General features: G+C 42.2%; 18 protein-coding genes. 8 read left to right on the top strand and 10 right to left on the bottom strand.

All coding sequences use genetic code 11. From position 1 onward, the window contains the following. Positions 1 to 31: 31 nt before the first annotated feature. Complete coding sequence (locus tag PASHI_RS17055) at positions 32 to 3,052, bottom strand: TonB-dependent receptor domain-containing protein (RefSeq protein WP_062566457.1); 3,021 nt, start codon at positions 3,050 to 3,052, stop codon at positions 32 to 34. Between the two features lie 329 nt (positions 3,053 to 3,381). Here PASHI_RS17055 and PASHI_RS17050 point away from each other — a divergent pair, with 329 nt between their 5' ends. Continuing rightward, positions 3,382 to 5,511, top strand: coding sequence for a winged helix-turn-helix domain-containing protein (locus PASHI_RS17050; RefSeq protein ID WP_062566456.1), 2,130 nt, complete (start codon positions 3,382 to 3,384; stop codon positions 5,509 to 5,511). Here PASHI_RS17050 and PASHI_RS17045 read toward each other — a convergent pair whose 3' ends face one another. Both PASHI_RS17045 and PASHI_RS17040 read right to left on the bottom strand, forming a co-directional pair. Continuing rightward, the gene (locus PASHI_RS17045; protein WP_054560998.1) at positions 5,512 to 5,841 is read right to left on the bottom strand and encodes a 5-carboxymethyl-2-hydroxymuconate Delta-isomerase; all 330 of its coding nucleotides are present in this window, start codon (positions 5,839 to 5,841) and stop codon (positions 5,512 to 5,514) included. Positions 5,842 to 5,950: 109 nt separating this feature from the next. Beyond that, positions 5,951 to 6,439, bottom strand: a complete 489-nt coding sequence (locus tag PASHI_RS17040; RefSeq protein WP_062566455.1) for an outer membrane beta-barrel protein — start codon at positions 6,437 to 6,439, stop codon at positions 5,951 to 5,953. A gap of 103 nt (positions 6,440 to 6,542) precedes the next feature. On the opposite strand from PASHI_RS17040, the gene PASHI_RS17035 reads away from it, so the two are divergent. From PASHI_RS17035 to PASHI_RS17010, 6 genes are all read left to right on the top strand, one after another. Continuing rightward, the gene (locus PASHI_RS17035) at positions 6,543 to 7,013 is read left to right on the top strand and encodes a CreA family protein (protein ID WP_055196731.1); all 471 of its coding nucleotides are present in this window, start codon (positions 6,543 to 6,545) and stop codon (positions 7,011 to 7,013) included. Between the two features lie 3 nt (positions 7,014 to 7,016). Continuing rightward, positions 7,017 to 7,799 (top strand): hypothetical protein, encoded by a 783-nt coding sequence (locus PASHI_RS17030; protein WP_062566454.1) that lies wholly within the window; start codon positions 7,017 to 7,019, stop codon positions 7,797 to 7,799. Between the two features lie 6 nt (positions 7,800 to 7,805). Further along, the gene (locus tag PASHI_RS17025; protein ID WP_054560994.1) at positions 7,806 to 8,426 is read left to right on the top strand and encodes a LysE family translocator; all 621 of its coding nucleotides are present in this window, start codon (positions 7,806 to 7,808) and stop codon (positions 8,424 to 8,426) included. A gap of 7 nt (positions 8,427 to 8,433) precedes the next feature. Beyond that, a complete protein-coding gene (locus tag PASHI_RS17020; protein WP_062566453.1) occupies positions 8,434 to 8,949 on the top strand; it encodes a gamma-glutamylcyclotransferase family protein in 516 nt (171 codons plus the stop codon). After that, entirely contained in the window at positions 8,946 to 10,493 is a 1,548-nt protein-coding gene (locus PASHI_RS17015) for a serine hydrolase (RefSeq protein ID WP_062566452.1), read from the top strand. The genes PASHI_RS17020 and PASHI_RS17015 overlap by 4 nt, the downstream gene beginning before the upstream one ends. 68 nt (positions 10,494 to 10,561) lie before the next feature. Further along, a complete protein-coding gene (locus PASHI_RS17010; protein WP_062566451.1) occupies positions 10,562 to 11,482 on the top strand; it encodes a histone deacetylase family protein in 921 nt (306 codons plus the stop codon). Here the strand turns inward: PASHI_RS17010 and PASHI_RS17005 are convergent. Beyond that, on the bottom strand, positions 11,479 to 11,772 hold the full coding sequence (locus tag PASHI_RS17005) for a hypothetical protein (RefSeq protein WP_062566450.1): 294 nt from the start codon (positions 11,770 to 11,772) through the stop codon (positions 11,479 to 11,481). The genes PASHI_RS17010 and PASHI_RS17005 overlap by 4 nt on opposite strands. A gap of 78 nt (positions 11,773 to 11,850) precedes the next feature. Between PASHI_RS17005 and PASHI_RS17000 the strand changes: the two genes are divergently transcribed. Continuing rightward, positions 11,851 to 14,355, top strand: a complete 2,505-nt coding sequence (locus PASHI_RS17000) for an EAL domain-containing protein (protein WP_062566449.1) — start codon at positions 11,851 to 11,853, stop codon at positions 14,353 to 14,355. Here PASHI_RS17000 and PASHI_RS16995 read toward each other — a convergent pair. The 6 genes from PASHI_RS16995 to fis form a co-directional block, all read right to left on the bottom strand. Beyond that, positions 14,352 to 15,161: a DUF2797 domain-containing protein gene (locus PASHI_RS16995; RefSeq protein ID WP_062566448.1), complete on the bottom strand. Its 810-nt coding sequence runs from the start codon at positions 15,159 to 15,161 to the stop codon at positions 14,352 to 14,354. The two genes, PASHI_RS17000 and PASHI_RS16995, sit on opposite strands and share 4 nt — an antisense overlap. Positions 15,162 to 15,207: 46 nt before the next feature. After that, positions 15,208 to 17,706, bottom strand: coding sequence for an EAL domain-containing protein (locus PASHI_RS16990; protein WP_062566447.1), 2,499 nt, complete (start codon positions 17,704 to 17,706; stop codon positions 15,208 to 15,210). 94 nt (positions 17,707 to 17,800) lie between these two features. After that, positions 17,801 to 19,087 (bottom strand): phosphoribosylamine--glycine ligase, encoded by a 1,287-nt coding sequence (gene purD, locus PASHI_RS16985; protein WP_062566446.1) that lies wholly within the window; start codon positions 19,085 to 19,087, stop codon positions 17,801 to 17,803. A gap of 15 nt (positions 19,088 to 19,102) precedes the next feature. Further along, positions 19,103 to 19,924 carry a class I SAM-dependent methyltransferase gene (locus PASHI_RS16980; protein ID WP_058585847.1) on the bottom strand — a complete coding sequence of 274 codons (822 nt, stop codon included), beginning with the start codon at positions 19,922 to 19,924 and terminating at the stop codon, positions 19,103 to 19,105. Between the two features lie 102 nt (positions 19,925 to 20,026). Further along, the gene (gene purH, locus PASHI_RS16975) at positions 20,027 to 21,613 is read right to left on the bottom strand and encodes a bifunctional phosphoribosylaminoimidazolecarboxamide formyltransferase/IMP cyclohydrolase (protein ID WP_054551039.1); all 1,587 of its coding nucleotides are present in this window, start codon (positions 21,611 to 21,613) and stop codon (positions 20,027 to 20,029) included. Positions 21,614 to 21,843: 230 nt separating this feature from the next. Further along, positions 21,844 to 22,134, bottom strand: a complete 291-nt coding sequence (gene fis, locus PASHI_RS16970; RefSeq protein WP_002957804.1) for a DNA-binding transcriptional regulator Fis — start codon at positions 22,132 to 22,134, stop codon at positions 21,844 to 21,846. Positions 22,135 to 22,154: the final 20 nt, after the last annotated feature.

Here is a 22,154-nt window from a genome sequence, read left to right as displayed (position 1 = left end):
CAGCCTAGCTGGGGATCTTCATATGAAACGGTTAAAAGCTATATTGAGCACCTACATACACGTAGCGACCAGCACCACCGCCGTATGCGCTGTAGTAATTACCACGGCCATATGGATAAAAGTCACCTTTATTATCAAACACGTTATTCACACCACCGAATACGCGCAATTGGCTCTGTTCACCAAGTGACATGGTGTAAGACGCTGAAAGGCTGTGCTTTAAGAACGAACCATAATCTTGGTAGGCAAGTTTTTCTGGATTACTGATACAAGTATCTTCACCAGCCTCACAGCGGGCATCATTTTCGGCAACATACTCTTGATAATCTTCTTCAAGACTCTGGCTTGCTTTAAACGAGCCTAAGTAATTTGTACGCCAGCGAATACGCAAGTTATCGTTACGCCATGTAAGTGACATTGAGGCTTTATCTTTGCTGCTGCCGTAACCTGCGTAGTGACTGGTTACTAAGCTGCCATCAAGGCCTTCATAAGTTTGCGAGTTTTCGATTACATGGTTGTAATCTAGTTTAAACGATAACTGACCTAGGTTATCTAAGTCTAATTTGTACTGTGCAACCACATCATAACCACGTGCAGTTAGCTCATCGAGGTTATATTGACGCTGAAGAATTTTGATAATGTTACCTTCGCTATTACGGGTAATATCATTACAAAATACGTTGTCTTCACCCCATGCTGCTTCTGAGTCGTAACATTCACGCATGATGTTTTCATTGCTGATCTGCGAAATCGCATCAACAATAGCAATATCGTAGTAATCAACAGCAAGATTAAAGTTTTCTAAAAAGGCAGGAGCCACTGTCACACCAAAGGTATAAGTATCAGCGGTTTCTTCTTTTAGATTTTCGTTACCTGCCCCTGGAGAGTAACTGTTGTTCTCATCGCTAAATTCAAAGTTAGGATCAGCAGCAAGTTGCGCAGCTAACGTAGGTTCTTTGCGGCAGTTATCGTGACCTGCTTTAGTTGATGTTGCTGTTAAACCGTCACAAATATCATCATAGCTGTCGTAATCGCCACGCGGTGGTGACATAAGCTCAGTGATTGTGGGAGCACGTTGAGCGCGAGCGTAGTTTGCTCTAAATGCATAGCCTTCGATTGGTTCCCAAAATACACCTAGCTTGTAGCTGGCAACAGTGTTGACGTTTTCCATGCTGTAGTTAGCTAAACGTAATGAAGTTTCTGCGCTTAAATTTTTTGCTAAAGGAGCATCTTTTAAAAGTGGGATCGCAAGCTCTGCAAAGGCTTCATAGACCTCAACTTCACCATAAAAATTTGGTACATAGTTGAAGGTAATACCGCCTGCCTTCATGTCGTCGCTGGTTGATAGGTCTTGGCTGTCTTTACGGTATTCACCACCAAATACTGCGGATACTGAGCCTGCTGGTAATTCAAATAAATCACCCGCAACGTAGCCAACTACACCGTATTGTTCTATTTCGGTATCAATAATTGGGTTGGTACGGATCCAAGCAGCCATTTCTTCGGTGATAGAGCCCTCACCAAATAAGTTAATTGGCACACAGCCTTCAGCGCGAGCTGCTTCATCAATACATTGAATGGTGCCATCCGCTAATTCTTCTGCTTGCAAAGCTTGATTAAGTTTTACAGTATTTAATTCATTGCTACGAATTTGGTGTTGGGTAAAACGACCATAACTTGCAGATACATCCCAGTCCCACTCGTCGTTAAATAATGTGCCTTGGAGACCTGCCCAACTACGAATCGTTTTACGGGTATTATCAGTGCTAATATTCCCCACTTCACTGAAGCGGCGATCCCAATAAATACGATCTTTGTATGGGTTGGCATCGAGGATTTCTTGCGGAACATATGGGTTGTCGATAGGGATATAACCCGGTGCTACATCTGCAAGGGGCTCGCCAGTGGTCGGGTCATAACGCGGTACATACGCACCTTCGTATTCATCTTCAGGCGACTTATTGTTAAAAGAACCACTTTCACTGTATTGAACTTGCGCGTAGAACATTACATCGTCAGTTAAATCGTAATCAATTTTAACTGCAGCAGATACGTTATCGCTTGGTACATCAAGCATCACGTATTGCCTAGAATTCACACCGTAAATTTCTTCGTTGCCTTTCCAGTCATCACGTAGAGTTTGGCCGTCATACCAAAATTGCGTGTCGTTACGGCTGTTTTCTAAGAACACACCGCCAGGAATACCATCACTTTTGCTAACCCAATCAGCTTGTGTGATGTCACGCATACATTGATAACCGTCTTTTGTGAGCATCTGATTACACATTTGCTCATCGTCGTAGCGGTAAGAATCTTCGATTTGTGCGCGTTTACGATCGTAAAAAGTCATACCGAAATCACGGTCCCAGTTGGCACTGAAATAGGCGTAACCGCGATCTTCAGCAAACGAGGTACCGTAGTTTAAATCAAGGGTAAATTCTTTACCGCCGCCATCGGTGGTTTCACCTGTGTTCGCTTTAAAATCAAAGCCTTCTTTTTTGGATTGGGTGATAATATTCACCACACCTGCTACAGCATCGGCACCATAGGTTGCAGATGCACCACCACTGATTATTTCAACGCGCTCAACCATACCGCTCGGAATGGTATTTAAACTGACATAGTTGCCACTGTAGCTGTTTGAAACAACACGACGACCATCAATCAATGTTAGGGTACGGTTAGCGCCTAAATCTCGAAGCTGTACTGTCGATAAACCGGTCGCTGAAACACTTGATTGGCTGGTGGTATTACCTATGCTCTCGCTAAGAGCTGGCATGTTATCAACCAAAATGTCTGATAAGTTGGTTAAACCTGTATCGGCAATGGCTTCGCGGTCCATTGTGACCAGCGGTGTTGGAATTGAAAAGCTATCGCGTTTAATACGAGAACCCGTAACAACGATTTTTTCCGGCTCTTCAGTTTGTTCATTAGCTGCTGGAGTGGTGTTGGCAGGGCGGGCAATCTCAGCCTCATTGGCAAATGCATGTTGGCTAAAACCACTGGCAACAGCAAGTGCAATAGCACAAGGTTTGGTTAGTAGATTTCTCACAGGCGTTCCTAGTTGTTTTATTTTTAGTTTTTAGAACCAGAGTGATGCTCTTTTAAGGGCAGTTAAAATTTACAGTGAGCAACACTCTGGTTGGTCGGTATTGACGTAAAAATTTTTATAGAAATGTGAACCTAACTACAATCTTAGGTGGCTCGTTTATGTCTCTATTTTATATCTATTGAATATCTATTTATTTAAAATCAGCGAGTTAAGAAATGTTCATTGTTAACTGTTTTGCAACGTTAAAGCTGGTGAAAGGGCTGCTTTTACGATAAATTGATAGGGCTTTATACTGCTGTACTTCTAAAATGGGGTTTTATTTAGAGTAAATGGAAACATCTAATCGCGTTTATCAGCTGGGCTCATGTATTGTTAACCCACTCGAAAATAAACTGATCTGCAATGGTAGTGAACAGCTTTTGCAGCCTAAGTTTATTGAGTTGTTAGCTTGCTTAGTTGCGCGTTACCCCGAACCCATCACCCGTGAAGAGCTCATCAATAGTGTTTGGGAGGGCAATTTTTACGTGGGTGAAAAAGCCTTAACAAATGCAATTTGGCATTTACGAAAAGCATTTAAGGAACTCGATCCAGAACAAACTTACATAGAGACACTGCGTAAAACGGGTTATCGCGTTTTATTAAAGCCCGAGCCAATAGATACAGCCGATAAAGAAAACCCAGTGGGTTTTAGTATCACTACTGCACAAATACGCCAGCTGTTTGTGGCTTTGTGTGTCATTAGCTTGGTTGTGATGTATTGGTTGTTCTCTTCGCCTGTAAAGCAAACTAACTCAAGCTTTGTGCTACCGCTTAATAGTATCGAAAGCGTGACGGCAAGCCCTGGTCGTGAGATTTATCCTTCAATTTCTGATGATCAGCACTATTTGGTGTATTCATGGCGACAGCTTGGTAAACCAAATAACCTATATTTACGTGATTTACATTTTCCAGAGCACCCAGCAAAGCAATTAACGGACTCACCTTTTACAGAAGGGCGCTCTGTGTTTAGCCCAGATGCAAACACATTATATTATTACCGTATGGCGTCAGATGTTTGTGAAATTGTAAAACTCTCTTTGGTAAATGCCACCAGTGTCGTGCTAGGGGAGTGCAGTAATAACTATGCGCCTGATCTTGATATCAGTAGTGATGGTAAAACCTTGGCCTACATTGTTGATCATACAAGCAAGACAGGTGATTATGTCACTCGTATCAAACTGCTCGGTTTACAGGCAAAACAAACAAAAGAAACAGTTATTCCTTGTAATGATGACTGCGAAACTGTGTATGAGTCAGTGTCGTTTTCGCCAGATGCACAGCGAGTTGTGGTTACGCGTAATGTTAAAAACAACCAAAAAGCGCTGTTTTTAATAGATGTAAAAACAGGGCAAAGCCAACGGCTAACTCATGATTTTGTTGATATTCATGGTGTAGATTGGCATCCGTCTAAAGAGCAATTGGCGTTTAGTGCAGTTGAGGGCGGTAAACGTTATGGCTACTTCTTTGACATTAAGAATCAAACCCTAATCAACACGCAAATTGCGGGCATGAGTTCACCTAATTACAGTAGTGATGGTAGTGTTTATTACCATCAGTGGGATTTAGATAAGGTGATCACGCGTCTGAAAATAGACGAACAAGTGGCCAACTCGCCGTTTTCTATGTTGTCGACCAATTTTAGCTCGCTATTCCCTGAATATAATCAGCAGCAAAATAAACTACTGTATGTGTCCAATGAATCTGGCAGTTCACAGCTTTGGATTGTTAACCCTGATAGCAGCTCGCGAAAGCAGCTTACTGACTTTGCACATAACACGGGGGAAGTTCGTGATCCAACCTGGTCAGCCGATGGACGCTATATTTTGTTTTCATTGTATGACAATGGCAGTACCCGCTTATATATTTATGATTTCAAAGTAGAGCAAAGTCAGCAAATCAAACTGCCATTTAGTCATGCAATTAAACCCAAGTTTAGCGCTGATAGCCAGCATATTTTAGTTTCTGATGGTGACTACTTATATCGTTATGACTTAACAGGTAAAAGCCTAGGTAAAGCTGTTGAAGTGCCTGCGCAGTATGGCGTTGAAACACAATCAGGCGATATTTTATTTACCAACTCGCGCCATGCTATTTGGATAAAACATCATGATACGGGTGTTGAAGAAATGCTGGTGAACGATGTTAAGTTGGCGCGCAGTTATGCATGGTTGCTGGTGGCAAAGAACGCGTATCATGAGGGGCGTATTTATTATTATAAAGAACGCTTAGGTGATTACCGTATTAGCTACTATGACTTAGCAAGTAAGCAGCATCATGATTTAATTGCCTTACCGGAGCGAGCTTATAGTCGCTCATCGGGTTTGACCTACATACCCAATGAGCGTTGGCTAGTTTACACTGCGTACTTATCGCCTGAGATAGAAATCAAGCGCTTACCGGCAGCCTATTTGCCAAAGTAATTAACACTTACGGTAAATATCAGCATCCATATCGTAAATATTAACGCTTAAGCTATACGAGCGGCGGCAGTATGTTCTTAAGCAACTTAATAATTGCTCACTGAGCATTTGCTTTTGCTCTATGGTTCTGCCTGCCATGATTGATGCGCCGATGTGAATAAAGCCATCTTTGCCTTCACCTAATTCGTAATGCTGATAAGCAATTGCACGAGTCTTTATGGTCGAAAGCTCAAATAAGCCTGAGTCAAAAACGGCTTGGTGAACTTTTTCAACTAACACTTGTGGCAGAATTGGCAAGTCTTCTGAGTGTTCTATAACAATGTGCGGCATGGGGTCTTCCTTAAAAGCGGTAACTAAAACCGATGTTTGTCTGAAATTGGTTTAACACATCACCATCAAAGTGCCATAGACATTGGTCGTCTTCTGATGTTGGCAATGTTCACGATACGTTACTTGCATTATTTACAATAGTTGCCAGCCAGCGAGTTTCAACATAAACCCGTGCTTGTTCAGTAAATAAATAATCTGCGCCAGCATAAAGGCCAGAGGTAAAATATGTATCAGAGTCGGCAAAGTCAGTGTTGACGTGGTTTGCGCCAATTTGGGCACCAACAAAACCAACTATACGGTCAGCTAATGGCACTTCTACGGCACTTTGAAATAGCAGGTATTGCATCTCGACTTGCTTGTTGGTTTGGTCTTTCATATCAAGCTCGGTTGCTGAATAAAAGAACCCATAGCGAGCATTATCAATGGTTCTATCTAGGCTGACAGTAAAATGGCTGTCATCCTCAAGCTCAATTTTAAGGTTTTCTTCGGTTTGCACCGAGTTAGTAAAGTTTTTGCCGAAACCAGCGCTAATAGAGTAGTCAGCGTGAGCTGTACTACTTAAGAACATTAAACACAGTAAACCAAGCGATTTTTTCATTGTTTAGGTGCTCGTTGTTGAAGATATTTTGAGATAGTATTGAAACATAGCAAGCAAATCGTTGTAAACGGACAACTATCGCTTTTTAATAAGGAACACTAGGATGAAGTTACTAAAATTAGCTGCACTTACTGCGCCACTGATTTTGTTGAGCGGTTGCTCGGATGATGCTGCTTCGGTGAGTTTGGGGTTATTTACGACCAAAGATATTAAAGTGGTATCACAACAAGACCCGCTTATAAGCGGTGTTACTTGTCACATTAGCCATATTGAAGCGAACCTTGATTTTGCTGATCCATCCGATATGTCTATTGCCTGTCGTCAAACAGGCCCCATTACCGCTGACCAATTACAACAAATTGATCGCAGTAAATCGGGCGAAGTGGTATTTAAATCATCGAAAAGTATTTTGTTTAAATCGTTAAAAGTACGTCGTATTTATGATGCGCCAACACGCACACTTTTATATTTGTCTTATTCAACGAAAGAGTCGAGCGGTAGCCATCATCATGCTTTATCAACTGTGCCTCTTTACAATACGGATGCATGGCAATGGGCACAATCACAAGAGTAATTTATGTTAGCGTTATTTAAGTCAGCCCCACTTGTTGATGAGCAAGAGCAGCAGTGGTTAATCGATACCTTTTTATGGGCTGTTGAACACTTTGATAGTGAATATTTTTTAAAACACACACAAATCATTTTACCTAACGGGCAGTTCTTTCCGGATAGGGTGTCGAGCGTCAATGAAATGGCTGAAAAGGTATTTAGCCGAGTTGTTGATTATGCGGGGATGCAGGCGTGGCCAATTAACTTAGTTGCGCCATCTGGGCTTACACCGCAGGTGTTTCCGCATTTTGAATTTCAAGACAATTTACGCGGTAGCGAGGCGAGCTTAATTTTGCCGGCAAATCATCCGGTGAATATCTCCTTTAACCCGAACCAAATCAATCAACCGCAAGATTTAGTGGCAAGTTTTGCTGGTACCTTAGCGACCATTTTGATTCACCATGTGGGTGTCTTACCTCCTGGCGGTAAAGAGTACTTACCGCAAGCAAGCGATGCGTTGGCATGCTATTTAGGCTTTGGGGTGATGATGAGTAATACGGTGTATCAATTTAAAGGTGGCTGCGGCTGCGGTTATAACCCTTATGCCAATCGCCAAGCAGCGCTGACTGAGCCACAAACGCTATTTATGCATGCGCTGGTTACGCATTTTAAAGGGGACAATCAGTCGAAGAAGTTTTTAAAACCCCATTTACGCAGCCAATATAAAAAAGCGCAAAAGCAAATTAAAGCATTGGTGAGTGACAGTGCAAATCCGTTGTTATTAGCATTAGATGAACAAGCAGTAGGGTAATATTGAGTGCAGTATTTAGATGAGTTTTTATTGATAGCCATAGCTCACTTTTTTGCGGTAGCAAGCCCAGGTCCTGACTTTGCAATTGTACTCAAGCAAAGTATTCAACAAGGTCGTAAAAATGCGCTTTGGACCAGTGCTGGGGTTGGTGCGGCTATTTTGCTGCATATTGCTTATTGTGTATTAGGTGTGGCATTAATTTTATCCCAGTCACCTAGCTTATTTATGGCTTTAAAATACCTTGCAGGGGCTTATTTGGCATACTTGGGTGTGCAAGCTTTACGAAGCGCAAAACCTAGCGATAGTAAACAGCAAACCCTTGCCCCTGCTGAGCCTGAATCTGTGTATAAAGCATTTCGACGCGGTTTTTTTACCAATGCCCTTAATCCCAAAGCAACACTGTTTTTTATGTCGTTGTTTACTCTTGTAATAAGCCCTGAAACACCTGTTGTAGTGCAGGCTGGTTATGGCGTGTATATGGCAATGGCGACTTGGCTATGGTTTTCATTTTTATCATTGGTGTTATCAAAAGCATCAGTGCGAGCATTTTTCTTAAAAAGCGGATACTGGTTTGATAGAGGCATTGGCGTGATCTTAATTGCCTTAGCTATTCGCGTTGTTGTGTGAGGTAAGTATGGCGCTATATAACTTTTCATTTGGTTCAAATATGTCATCGAGCAGATTGCTGGCAAGGTTACCTGAAGCAAAGCGGGTAGGCACAGCTATTTTAAAAGGCTATGAACTGACGTTTGATATGGTAAGTACCGACGGCTCTGCAAAGTGTAGCGTGCGCAAAACAGATCAGGCAGATGCCTTGGTATATGGTGTTGTGTATCAGTTAAACGAAGCTGAAAAGTCGATTCTTGATGATATCGAAGGGCCGCGTTATGACTGTGTAGATATCACCGTTGAACTACTAGATGGCGAGCAACTTGCTGCCCATTGTTATATCGCTAACACCTTAGATGAGTCTTTACTGCCATTCGACTGGTATCTTCAGCATGTTCATCGCGGAGCGCTTGAAGCAGGTGTACCAAATCATTACAGTGAAGCAATACTCGCAAGACCAAGTTGCGATGATCCAGATAAAACTCGGGCAGCGAAAGAGTTCGCTATTCACAACAATAAAAATCACCTAGGGATATTATGATATTTCGTAAATTAGCCGTTGCAGCGGCGCTGTTATCGAGCTGTTCGTTTTACAGTTATGCCGATATTGATACTAAAAAAATTGAAAAAGTAATCGAAACGTCAATGGCACGTTTTGACGTACCGGGTATGGCTGTAGCGATTGTTGAAAATGATCAGGTCGTGTTAGCAAAAGGTTTTGGTGTATCTCACCTTGATACCGGTAAAAAAGTAAATAAAGACACCTTATTCGGTATCGCGTCAAACACCAAAGCATTTACCGCAGCAGCGTTAGCTAAATTAATTGATGAAGGTAAGCTTAGCTGGGATGACAAAGTAATTGATCATCTTCCTGAGTTTCGTCTGTATGACCCTTACGTAACACGTGAAATGACCATTCGCGATTTATTAAGCCACCGTAGCGGTTTGGGTTTAGGGCAAGGCGATTTAATGATTTGGCCAGATACTGACAAATCGATTGATGAAATTATCGCAGGGCTAAAATACTTAAAACCAGCGAGTAGCTTTCGTAGTAAATATGCCTATAACAACTTAATGTTTGTGACTGCAGGTGAAGTGGTAGCCCGTGTATCTGGCATGAGCTGGAATGATTACATCGAGAAAAATATTCTTCAGCCACTTGATATGAAAAACTCACGCGCAGGTTTTTCACGTATTCCTAGTAGCAATAAAAACTGGGCGACGGGTCATATTCCAATGGATGGCCAACTACACCCATTTTTTGTGAACTACCTTGAAGATTTCCGTGGCGCTGGTGCGATTGCATCAAGCGTAAGCGATATGAGCCAATGGCTACGCACGCAGCTTGCACATGGCAAAATGCCAAATGGCCAGCAGTTATTCACTGAAAAGCAACAGCAACAAATGTGGCACCCGCACATTACGTCAATGGCATCAAAAAGTGCTTATGAAGCTTACCACCAACAATTTAGAGGTTATGGTTTAGGCTGGAGCATTGAAGATTTCCACGGCATTAAAAAGCTAGGCCATGGTGGTGGTATTTTAGGTATGGTGTCTCAAGTGACATTATTACCAGAGAAAAACCTCGGTATTGTTATTCTGAGTAACCAGCAAGCGTTTAGTGCGCTCTCTGCAGTGACCTATGAAGTATTAGAAGATGCATTAGATCTTGAAGATAAAGACTGGGTTGAAGATCTTGCTAAAAAGCACTTTGAAGGTAAAAAAGAAGCTTACGCAAACGCAAAACCAGAAACACCTGCTGATTATCAAGCGAAACTACCAAACATCAACTACACAGGCACTCTGCACGATAACTGGTATGGTGATGTGGTAATCGAGGAGTTAAATGGTCAGCTACGTATTGATTTTACTCATACAAAGCGTTTGAAAGGTCAGCTTGAGCATTACACGGGCAATACGTTTATTGTGAAGTGGGATGAAAAGTTACTCGAAGCAGATGCTTACATTGAGTTTCAAATGAGCCCAGATAACCGAGTGAGTAGTGCAAAAATGCGCGCTGTCTCAATGGCGGTGACAGACTTTAGTTTTGACTTTAGGAATTTAGATTTACGCGCTAAAAAGTAAACCAAAGTCGCAAAGCCACCGTTAGGTGGCTTTGTTATACTGGGGGAAAATAATTCAAGGAGCGTATTATGAGAACGGCAGTTATCTCACATCCATTTTGTCGTAAACATAAAATGATTGAGGATCACCCCGAATGCCCCGCGCGTTTAGATGTGATCACCGACCGCTTGCTAGCAAGTGGTGTTGATATAGCAATTACTCACTTACAAGCTCCTAAAGCCAGCCGCGACGACTTTTTACTTGCTCATGATGAACCTTTGGTAAGCCATGTAGAGCAAACAATTCCCGATGAAGGGCTTGCTGAATTAGACGGCGACACTTGGTTGTGCCCAGATTCAATGAAAGCAATTGAACGAGCCGTTGGTGCTGGATTACTCGCCGTTGATGAAATTCTTGCTGATAAACTGGATGCTGCATTTTGCTCGGTTAGACCACCAGGGCATCATGCAAACCGTAGCACCTCTGCAGGGTTTTGCGTTTTTAATAACCTAGCCATTGCCGTGAAATACGCGCAAAGCAAAGGTGTTAAACGTATCGCTATTTTGGACTTTGATGTACACCACGGTAATGGCACGCAAGATATCTTTTTAGATGATGACAATGTGTTGTTTTGCTCTTTGTTTCAACACCCTTTTTACCCAAATACCGCCGTTGAAAATAACGCGACTTTAGTTAACTCACCGCTGCCAATTGCCAGTGATGGTAATGACTTAAAAGCAGTTTACCTTGAGCAGTGGCTACCAAAACTCAATGAATTTAAACCTGAACTGTTGTTTATTAGTGCAGGTTTTGATGCTCATCTTGAAGATGACATGGCAAGCCTGAAGTTTGTTGAAGACGATTACGCATGGCTAACCACACAATTAGCTGAATTTTGTCAGCAGCAAGATTGCAAAGGGATTATCTCTTATCTTGAAGGGGGTTATGCTTTATCAGCCCTTGGCCGTAGTGCCGTTGCGCACATTAAAGCGCTGGTGGATGCGCCTTAATCTGCCAGCATCGCAAAGGCTTGCGTTGGTGTAAGCCGAGTAACCTTACTTAAACAGCATACTCCCTCTTGTGCTAGGTGCTCAGTCACTCTATTAGCAAGCTCTAAATCAGTTAATGCTTTCACGCTTTCTCCCTGCAAGTTGACATAGTGCCCTGTTGCCAAAAGTAGCATCGCTTCTTGTTGCTGCTCTTCACTTAAGCCATATAAAAAGCTTTCTATATCGGCTTCGTCTTCAACTAATGCTAATTCATGGTCTGAAAAAATAATCTTAGGAAATGATGAGTGCATTTATTGTCCTGTGTCAAAGTTGCATAGGTTGAAATGATTATAATTGCCAATTCATGTAAGAACTAGGAAAGTCGACTTATGAATCAACCAAGACGACATCAAAAGGTGAGTGATGTCTTTTCGCAAAAGTTGGTATCGTGTCCTGCGCATACGCCTTTGGTCGATGCGGTGAGGTTGATGCATGTTCACAATGTGACGGCTATTTTTATTAAGCATGAGCAGTCTGTTGTTGGTATTTGGACGGAAGCTGATTGTTTGAAAATTGACATCAGCAGCCCGCTCTATAAGAACCTTGCCATTCACGAGGTCATGTCGGCGCCTGTTATTACAGTGCCAAATCAATGCTCAGTCAGTGATGCAACCCTGCGTTTTCAACAGCATGGCATTCGTCATTTATTGGTAATGGATAGCGAAAATCAGCCTGCGGGTATGTTGAACTTATCTGATATTGTGCATAACCAAGGTTTGGACCACTACTTACAATTTCGGCCTATTCATGAGCAGTATCGCACTGACCTAGAGATAGTTGATGCGCAAACCCCGATAGAAGAGGTTGTGCAACTGATGCGCGCAGGCCGCCTTGATAGTGTACTGGTTTATAACCGAGAGCTTGAACTGCACGGTATTATTACTCAGCGTGATATTGTTGAGCTGATCATTCAAACCGAGTGGCTAAATCCTTGTTGGCAATATGCTAGCTACCCGTTAATTGAAATTGATTGTGAAAGCAGTTTATTTGATGCGTATCGCACTATGACAGAGCGTAATGTGCGTCATTTAGTGGTCAGAGATGATGAAATTTGCGGGGTTATATCTTTTGCTGATTTGATCACAGAGATTGAGTCAGCTTATTGCTGCGAGCTTGAACGAGCCATAGAGCAGCGTGATATTGCCTTGCAAAAATCACAACGTAACTTGTTTTTAGCAAATAAAATTATTGATGCCTCACTCGATGGCATTATGTTAACCCGTAAAGACGGCACGATTATTCAAGTTAACCCTGCTTTTACTAAACTGACCGGCTTTGCTGAGCATGAAGTAATTGGTAAGCGTCCCAATATTTTAAGCTCGACAAAACACAGCCGTTCGTTTTATCAAAAAATGTGGCATGCCATTGAATACGAAGGGGTCTGGCAAGGGGAGATCTGCAATTGCAAAAAAGATGGTGAAGAGTTTGTAGAGTGGCTCACCATTATCCAGATTAAAGACCCTAACTTTGATGAAGTGCTTTATGCGGCAATTTTTAGCGACATTACAGAGCGTAAACGTGCAGAAGAAAAAATTGCCCAGCTCGCCTATTACGATGAGCTAACAGGCCTGCCTAATCGGCGCTTATTTCATGACAGACTCTCTATTGCGCTGAGTTCTGCCAAACGAAACCATGATCTATTAGCAGTGATGTTTATCGACTTAGACCGCTTTAAAGAGGTTAACGATAGCTTAGGGCATGACGCTGGTGATAACTTATTGCAGCAAGTAGCAGAGCGTATTTTATCAATTCTTCCTGAAGGGGATACTCTTGCGCGCTTAGGTGGCGATGAGTTTGTTCTGCTATGCGAAGTAAATCGGGTTGAAACACTGCTCAACTTTGCCGAACAAGTCTTGCAGCAGGTGAGTATGCCGCTTGCTATTAACGAGCATGTGGTTGCAATTACAGCTTCTATTGGCGCTGCGGTTTACCCTGATGATGGCGTAGATAGCGCTACACTGCTTAAGCATGCAGATATTGCTATGTACCGTGCTAAAGAAGTGGGACGTAATTCATTTCAATTATTCAAACCTGCGATGAATGCACGCTCTTTAGAGCGATTGGCAATGATGAGCCGATTACAAAACGCCATAGAAAGCGATGAGTTTGAGCTTTATTTCCAACCTAAGCAGGAGTTAAATTCAGGCAAAATTTTAGGGGTAGAGGCTCTCTTACGTTGGCATGAGCCAAACCTTGGAGTGATTTCACCTGCTAAGTTTATCCCTCTTGCTGAAGAACTTGGCCTAATTGTGAAACTTGATTTATGGGTTATCGAGCAGGCTTGTATAGAGTTAGAAAAATGGCAGCAACAAGGCATTGAAGCAGGGCGCTTGGCAATTAATATTTCGGCTAATCACTTACGTCAGGGACAATTAGCATCGAATGTTGAACGCTTACTTGAGCGTTACGATGTAGACCCATACAAGCTTGAAGTAGAGCTTACTGAAAGCTGTTTTATCAGCCACTTTAGTGAAGCTAAACAAGAGTTACTCGCGCTTAAAAAGCTAGGTGTGCATATTACGTTAGATGACTTTGGCACGGGCTATTCGGCTTTAAGTTACTTAACTAAACTGCCAATTGATACGTTAAAAATAGATGCCAGCTTTATCGCAAAAGTGCCAGATGAATACGGAAATAGTGAAATTGTTACGGCGATTATTAGCCTTGCGAAAAGCTTGAGTATTCATGTTGTCGCAGAAGGGGTAGAGAAGGTAGAGCAGTTAAATTACTTACGTTCACTTAACTGCGATACCATTCAAGGCTATTACTTTTGCCGCCCAATAGCGAAGCAGCAATGGTATGATTTTTATCTCAATAGCGAAAAAAGTGCTTAACCTAAGCTAATTTCGTAAGAAGTGAACTTACGAATATTAATGACGCCAGTATCAAAAATTAAGTACTGGCCTTTAATGCCTTTTAAAATACCTGATACTTCTGGTGCTTTATCAAAATTGAAAGAGCTGATTTTGCTTGGGTATTCACTTACTGGGTAGTCTAGCTCAACTACATCTTCATCGAGCTTTTCAATGGCTGTTGCGCCAAATAGCTCTGCAAGTTCACTTAACTTAGCATCAATTTGTGGGATCAACTCTGCAGCAGCAGCTTTTAAATCAATTGCTTCAGATTGACCTTTTAGCATGTTTCGCCAATTGGTTTTATCAGCAATAAACTCGGCTAAGGCAACCTCAACTAAACCCGATTGAAGACGGGTTTGTACTTTAAAGATAGGTAAAGCTTGCGTCGCACCTTGGTCAATCCAGCGTGTAGGAATTTGAGTATGGCGGGTAATACCTACTTTTAGGCCTGAAGTGTTGGCTAAATACACGTAATGCGGGATCATGCAGTTTTCTTCACCCCACTGTGGCTCACGACAGGTGCCCTTATCAAAGTGGCACGTTTCAGGTTTCATGATACACATGTCACAGCTAGCCAGTTTGCGCATACAAACAAAACAGTGGCCTTGAGAGTAGCTTTTCTTGGTTTTCTTACCACAGTTACAGCAAAAAATATTGCCGGTAAAAGTCAGTGTGAGCGGCTTACCAATATAGTCATTTAATGAAACTAGCTCATCACCGATAGGTAATTGATATTCGACAGGAGAGGTCAGTGTCGACTTTAATTTTCTGATCGTACCTTGCATCTTTACATGGCCCCTAAAGATGTTAAAAAGGGCAGTGTAACACGGCCTATTTAAATTGTGAGGCAATAAAGCTTAGATACTCATTAATCGGTACCGCTTTGCTGTAATAATAGCCTTGCCCTTGATCTGCGCCCATCTTGATCAGCATTTTTTCTGTTTCTTGGTCTTCAATGCCTTCGATAGTGATATTCATATCAAGGTTATGAGCCATATCAATAGCCGTTTTTACCACTACCTGGTTGGTGGTGTTATTCACTAAATCAAGAATAAAGCTCTTATCGACTTTAATCGTGCTAAATGAATAATTTACTAAGTAGTTTAACGATGAGTAACCGGTACCAAAATCATCGAGTACCACCTTGCTACCGAGTTTATTAAGTTCGCTGATAAAGCTGACCATTTCATCATGGTTTTTGATAAGCGCAAATTCAGTCAATTCAAACTTTAACTGATCCGCAGTAATGCCATGCTTTAAAATGGTGTTTTCGACTTTTTCGACAAGCTTAGGGATAGCTAGATTCTTGGCACTTAAATTAACGCTAATGGTATGCTCGCGATAGCCTTGTCGATTAAGCTGGGCAGCAGCTAGGCAAGCCTGATCAATCACCCATAAGCTCAACTCGTTAATTAAACCAGTACGTTCAGCCAATAAAATGAGTTGCTCAATGTCCAGGTATTTACCCGCTGTAGGCCAGCGTAACAATGCCTCTGCGCCACAGATAGCACCATTGCGTAAATTAATAATGGGCTGTAAGTAAATGGCTAAGGTATTGCTTCGCATTGCTTGTTGTAACTCAGCGGCAAGGCTGACATCCATATCGATATGCGGTGTGTTAAAGTCGATGTTTTGCTGCTTTTGTGACAACCCTAAGTAGCCACGTTGTAGCCAAATATCAAAGCCATCATCACTCACTGGCTCAGTAATGCTATAGCGGTAGTAAAGCTGCAGGTCTAAGCCTGCCACTTTATATTGCTTAGGCAGCTGTTTGCATAAGTTGCTAAGCTCTTGGTGAAGCTCTGCTTGTGATTGAATTTTGGTAGAAATAAAAGCCAGTACACCATTGCCTAAGTCAGCCACTTTTGGACTGTTATCTAGCGCTGACTCTAAATTAATAAATTGCCTATTCTTATTAATTTGATGCTCTAAAGATTGAGCCACAGTGATAATTATTTGGCTGCTTTGGCTTGGCTTTAGAATGCTCATTAGGGCATTAAATTGCTCGATTTTCACTAAGCAAAGGTTAGCGAGTCTATGCTCCGAGGTAATCGCCATATAGGCTTGTTTGAGCATTGCTTGGTTGAGTAGCTCAGTTTGTTGGGTATGGGTTGCATGATACAGCGCTTTTTCACGTTGATAACGAACGCGATCTGCCAACGCCATTGCCATGAGCACAATCTCACAGAGAATAGCGACTAAAAATATGTGCCTAACTGCAAAGCTATAAGGAATAAAGCCCGTTAGTTCTAAAGGCTGAATGGCAGCGCCTACAATCAGTGGCACCCACGACATGACATAAAATTTTGCCCACCGAAAACCGCTCACCAACTTTTTGTAAATCATGCAAATACATAGAATGTATAACGGCACCATGATGGCAAAAAAGATTTTTGAAGAATGGTATTCCAGCATAAAAAAGCTGATAAGACTGAGGCTAAACAGCAGGGCTAAAAAGCTGATACTGAGCTTGTATAAGCGGCAATTGTCTTTATGGTAGCGTAAGAACATAGTGCAAAACGCCACGGTGAAAAATGCAATCGCGTAGTTACTGAACACCACTTGCTCATTAAAAAAGATTTGCCACGATAACGGCCATAAGTAAAAACCAAAGCCGAGCACTGAGCCCATAAGTAACAGTGCTGAGATGATGTAGCCTATATAAATAAGGTAGACGCGGTCACGGATCCCTAAAAATAATACCAAGTTATACAGGGCAGCCATGATCAGCACACCAATGAAGATCCCCCAAATTCCTGATTGCGAACGTAGTAGATCTTGAAACTCTTTTTCACCATAAATATTAATAGGTGTTTTGCTAATACCCACCGTATCTATTTTTATAATGAGGGATGTTTGCTCATAGCCCTGCATTGTAAGCATGCTATGCGGTGTACTGTACTGAAACAAACTAAGACCAGATACTTTATCACCCAGCTCGGTTGTATCTATAAGCTGCCCCTTATCATCAACATGATAAACGCTAAGATAATCAACCATAGGGTTATCAAAGTGAATCGCCAGCTCCACAGGCTTTGCTTGACGGTTTTCTAAATCAAGCTTTAACCAATAATCTTGCGCCGCTAAATCCCACTCAACATCTTTAAAAGGGCGCTGTTTAAGTTTGTCTGGTTCAGCTAAAAACTGCTCGAGAGTCAGCGCTTTACTACTATCTATTCGATAAGCTGTATTACTGTAGATGGGGGCTGTTTTATCTATAGTGTAGCGGGTAGGGCTGGCTAAATGTGCAGCTAGGGTAGCAATGATAAAAAACAAAATTGTCAGAATAAGAAATGAAACAAAGTTATATTTCAGTGCTTTATTATTCAAAATTAGTTCTTTATCTAGGTAAATGTTCTTAACAGTGTAGCATTAAAAAAGCGCAGATAAACTGCGCTTTTTTCAGAATTAGACTGGTTTGACCTTAATTCTGTTCGCGAGCAATAGCACGGTAAGCGATATCAGTACGATATTCCATGCCTTCCCAGCTGATTTCATCAACTAGTTTATAAGCACGTTGTTGCGCTTCGGTTACTGTGTTGCCAAGTGCCGTAGCACAAAGTACACGACCGCCAGCAGTTACAACGTTTTCGCCATCTTGCTTAGTCCCTGCGTGGAATACTTTCTCACCTTCAGGGTAAGTAACTTGCAAGCCGCTGATTGCATCACCTTTCGGGTAGCTATCTGGGTAGCCTTTAGCTGCTAATACAACACCGACTGCTGCACGTGGGTCGAACTCGATTGCTGTTTTATCTAGTTCTTCACGGTTAGCCGCTTCGATAAGTTCAACAAGGTCAGACTTAAGACGAAGCATCATAGGTTGTGTTTCAGGGTCGCCAAAACGACAGTTGTATTCGATTACTTTTGGCGTACCATCAGCGGTGATCATTAAACCTGCGTATAAGAAACCTGTGTAAGGGTGGCCTTCTTTTGCCATACCTTCAACCGTTGGGTTGATCACTTCGTTCATAATACGTTGGTGAATTTCATCAGTCACCACTGGAGCCGGTGAGTATGCACCCATGCCACCAGTGTTTGGACCTTGGTCACCGTTGTAAGCGCGTTTGTGGTCTTGGCTAGTTGCGAATGGCAGTACGTTTTTGCCATCAACCATCACGATGAAAGAGGCTTCTTCGCCTTCTAAGAACTCTTCGATAACTACACGGCTACCCGCTTCACCGAAGCTGTTGCCTGCAAGCATATCGCGGATAGCTTCTTCAGCTTCAAGCTCTGTCATCGCAACGATAACGCCTTTACCAGCTGCTAAGCCATCAGCTTTAACAACAATTGGCGCACCTTTTTCTTTTAGGTAAGCAAGTGCAGGGTCGATTTGTTCAAACGTTTGGTAATCAGCTGTTGGAATGTCGTGACGTGCTAAGAAGTCTTTAGTGAATGACTTAGAGCCTTCTAGCTGTGCAGCACCTGCTGTTGGGCCAAAGATAGCTAGACCGTTTTCACGGAAAGTATCAACGACACCTAAAACAAGCGGTACTTCTGGACCAACAATAGTTAACTCAACGTTGTTTTCTTTAGCAAAAGTAACTAAACCTGCCAGGTCTTCAACGTTGATAGCAACGTTTTCAAGTTTTGGCTCTAGTGCAGTACCTGCGTTACCTGGAGCAACGAAAACGGTGTTTACTTTAGTATTTTGTGCAGCCTTAAACGCAAGAGCGTGTTCGCGGCCGCCACTGCCGATGACAAGTACATTCATGGCGTATAATCCTATTTATAGCGGTTTTTTAAACTTCAGCGTCATACGATCACTTTCACCAATCGCTTTATATTTAGCAGCATCTTTTTCGTCAAGTGCTAAACGCGGTGGTAGTGTCCACACCCCTTTAGGGTGATCCGCTGTATCAAGAGGGTTTGCATTAATGTCACTGCTTGCCACTAGTTCAAAGCCAGCTTGCTTTGCAATTTCAATTACATAGCTTTGCTTCATATAACCTGATGATTTCTGATCTTCATCGCTGCGCGCTTCAGGTAGGCGGTGTTCAACCACACCTAAAGTGCCGCCTGGTTTAAGTGCTTTATAAAATGCTTTAAACGCACTTAACGCGCCTTCTTTATCTTTACCCATGTACCAGTTGTGTACATTTCTAAATGTTAAGACAAGATCTGCGCTACCCGCTGGTGCAATATCAAGATGTGTTACTGGCGCAAATTCAGTTAGTTTAACTTCACTGAAGCGTGCGTCATCGCTCATCTTTTTCTTAAAACCAGCTAATGAACGTTGGTAATAACCCACCTCAGAATCAGCAGGGAAATGTGCCGCGTAGTAAACACCATGGCCTTTTACAGCTGGCGCAAGAATTTCGCTATACCAGCCACCGCCCGGTGCAATTTCAACAACTGTCATGTTTGGCTTAAAGCCAAAGAACTCAAGTGTCTCAACTGGATGGCGATATTTATCACGTGCGCTATTTTTAGCATCACGTTCGCTTGATTGCACAGCTTGTGTAAGCGCTGATTCATGAGAATGGCTTAAAGCCTGTGCTGATGTCAGTGCAAGGCTGGCAACGAGTAACGATTTTACGGCAAATTTCATCATCTGTTCCTTCATTATATGGGTAATTATTATTATTAATCAGAATACGTGAATTTGTGGCAAACAAAAAGGGTTAAGCTATGTGCTTAACCCTTTATGTGATTAGTGGCGGAAATGGCGCATACCTGTAAATACCATTGCCATACCAGCTTCGTCAGCTGCAGCGATAACTTCTTCATCGCGCATTGAACCACCTGGTTGAATAACTGCTGTGATGCCAGCCTCTGCTGCTGCATCAATACCGTCACGGAATGGGAAGAATGCATCCGATGCCATAACTGAACCTTTTACTTCAAGGTTTTCGTCAGCAGCTTTGATACCAGCAATTTTCGCTGAGTAAACGCGGCTCATTTGACCTGCACCTACACCAATTGTCATACCGTCACGTGCATAAACAATTGCGTTAGACTTAACGAATTTAGCTACTTTCCAGCAGAATAATAAATCTTTTAATTCTTGCTCAGTTGGTTGACGCTTAGATACAACCTTAAGGTCGCCTTGCGTTACCATGCCTAGGTCGCGGTCTTGAACTAGAATACCGCCATTAACACGCTTGATGTCGTGACCTGTTGCATTACCCGTCCATTCACCACATTCTAATAAACGAACATTTTGCTTAGCAGATACGATTTGTGCAGCGGCTTCAGATACTTTAGGTGCAATGATAACTTCAACGAATTGACGAGCAACAATTGCTTCAGCTGTGTCTGCATCAAGCTCTTTGTTGAATGCGATGATGCCACCAAATGCTGATGTAGGGTCAGTTTTGAATGCGCGATCATAGGCTTCAAGAATGTTGTCACCAATTGACACACCACAAGGGTTCGCATGTTTTACGATAACACACGCTGGTACGTCGAATTCTTTTACACACTCTAATGCTGCGTCAGTGTCAGCAATGTTGTTGTAAGAAAGTGCTTTACCTTGCAGTTGAACTGCAGTCGCAACAGATGCTTCAGTTAGGTCGTTTTCAACATAAAAAGCAGCGTCTTGGTGTGAGTTCTCACCGTAGCGCATATCTTGCTTTTTAGTGAACTGCATGTTGATAGTACGTGGGAATTTAGTCTCTTCAGCAGCTTCCTCTGTGTAGTCAGGAACCATTTTGCCGAAGTAGTTTGCAATCATGCCATCGTACTGAGCTGTGTGCTCGTAAGCAGCAATAGCTAGATCAAAACGTGTTTTATAAGTTGTTGAACCGTTGTTGCTTTGCATTTCGCTGATCACACGGTCGTAATCTTTTGCATTAACTACGATAGTTACGTCTTTATGGTTTTTCGCCGCAGCGCGAACCATAGTTGGACCACCGATATCGATGTTTTCAATCGCATCTTCTAGGCTGCAGTCTTCTTTCGCAACAGTGTTTGCGAAGGGGTATAAGTTAACTACAACGATATCGATAGCAGAGATGTTGTTCTCGCTCATTACGTCTTCATCTTGACCGCGACGCGCTAAGATGCCGCCGTGAATTTTTGGATGAAGTGTTTTTACGCGACCATCCATGATCTCAGGGTGACCAGTATGGTCAGATACTTCAGTGACTTTGATGCCGTTATCAGCAAGTAATTTGCAAGTACCGCCAGTTGATAAAATATCCACGCCTTGTGCTTCAAGAGCGCGAGCAAATTCAACGATACCGGTTTTATCTGACACACTTAATAGTGCGCGACGAATTGGACGATGTGTATCCATTGTAGTTTTGATTACCTCAATGTTTGAGCTAGCTTAGAAAGGCGGTATTTTAACTGAATCTGCTTTAAAAAACGACGTTTAAAGCGTGAGGATTTTGCATAGTTTTTAACAGCTATAAAAAAAGCACCCTAAGGTGCTTTTTTCAAATAACTTATTACCAGTTACTATGAAGCTGTAAGCAATTATAACGATGGCTCGTTAAACTGATTACGGATTCAATATAACGGGTATTAGTTCATGCCGTACTTTTTAAGTTTCTTACGTAAAGTACCACGGTTGATACCTAGTAAGATTGCAGCACGAGTTTGGTTACCACGCGTGTACGTCATTACTTCTTCAAGTAATGGTGCTTCTAGCTCAGAAAGAACAAGGTCGTATACGTCTTGTACGTCTTGACCATTAAGTTGCTTTAAGTAGTGATGAACAGCTTTTTTCACTGCATCACGCAACGGCTGTGGTTTCTCGTGTGACTGTACATGAGGGTTTGTGATAAATGGAGAAGTCACGTTTTGTTCGAACATCGTTATATGTCTCTTTCTTT

The sequence above is a fragment of the Pseudoalteromonas shioyasakiensis genome, assembly GCF_001550135.1.
Lineage (GTDB): Bacteria > Pseudomonadota > Gammaproteobacteria > Enterobacterales > Alteromonadaceae > Pseudoalteromonas > Pseudoalteromonas shioyasakiensis.
Note: the sequence above shows the minus strand (reverse complement) of the source record. Positions and strands in the feature narration are given on the sequence as shown.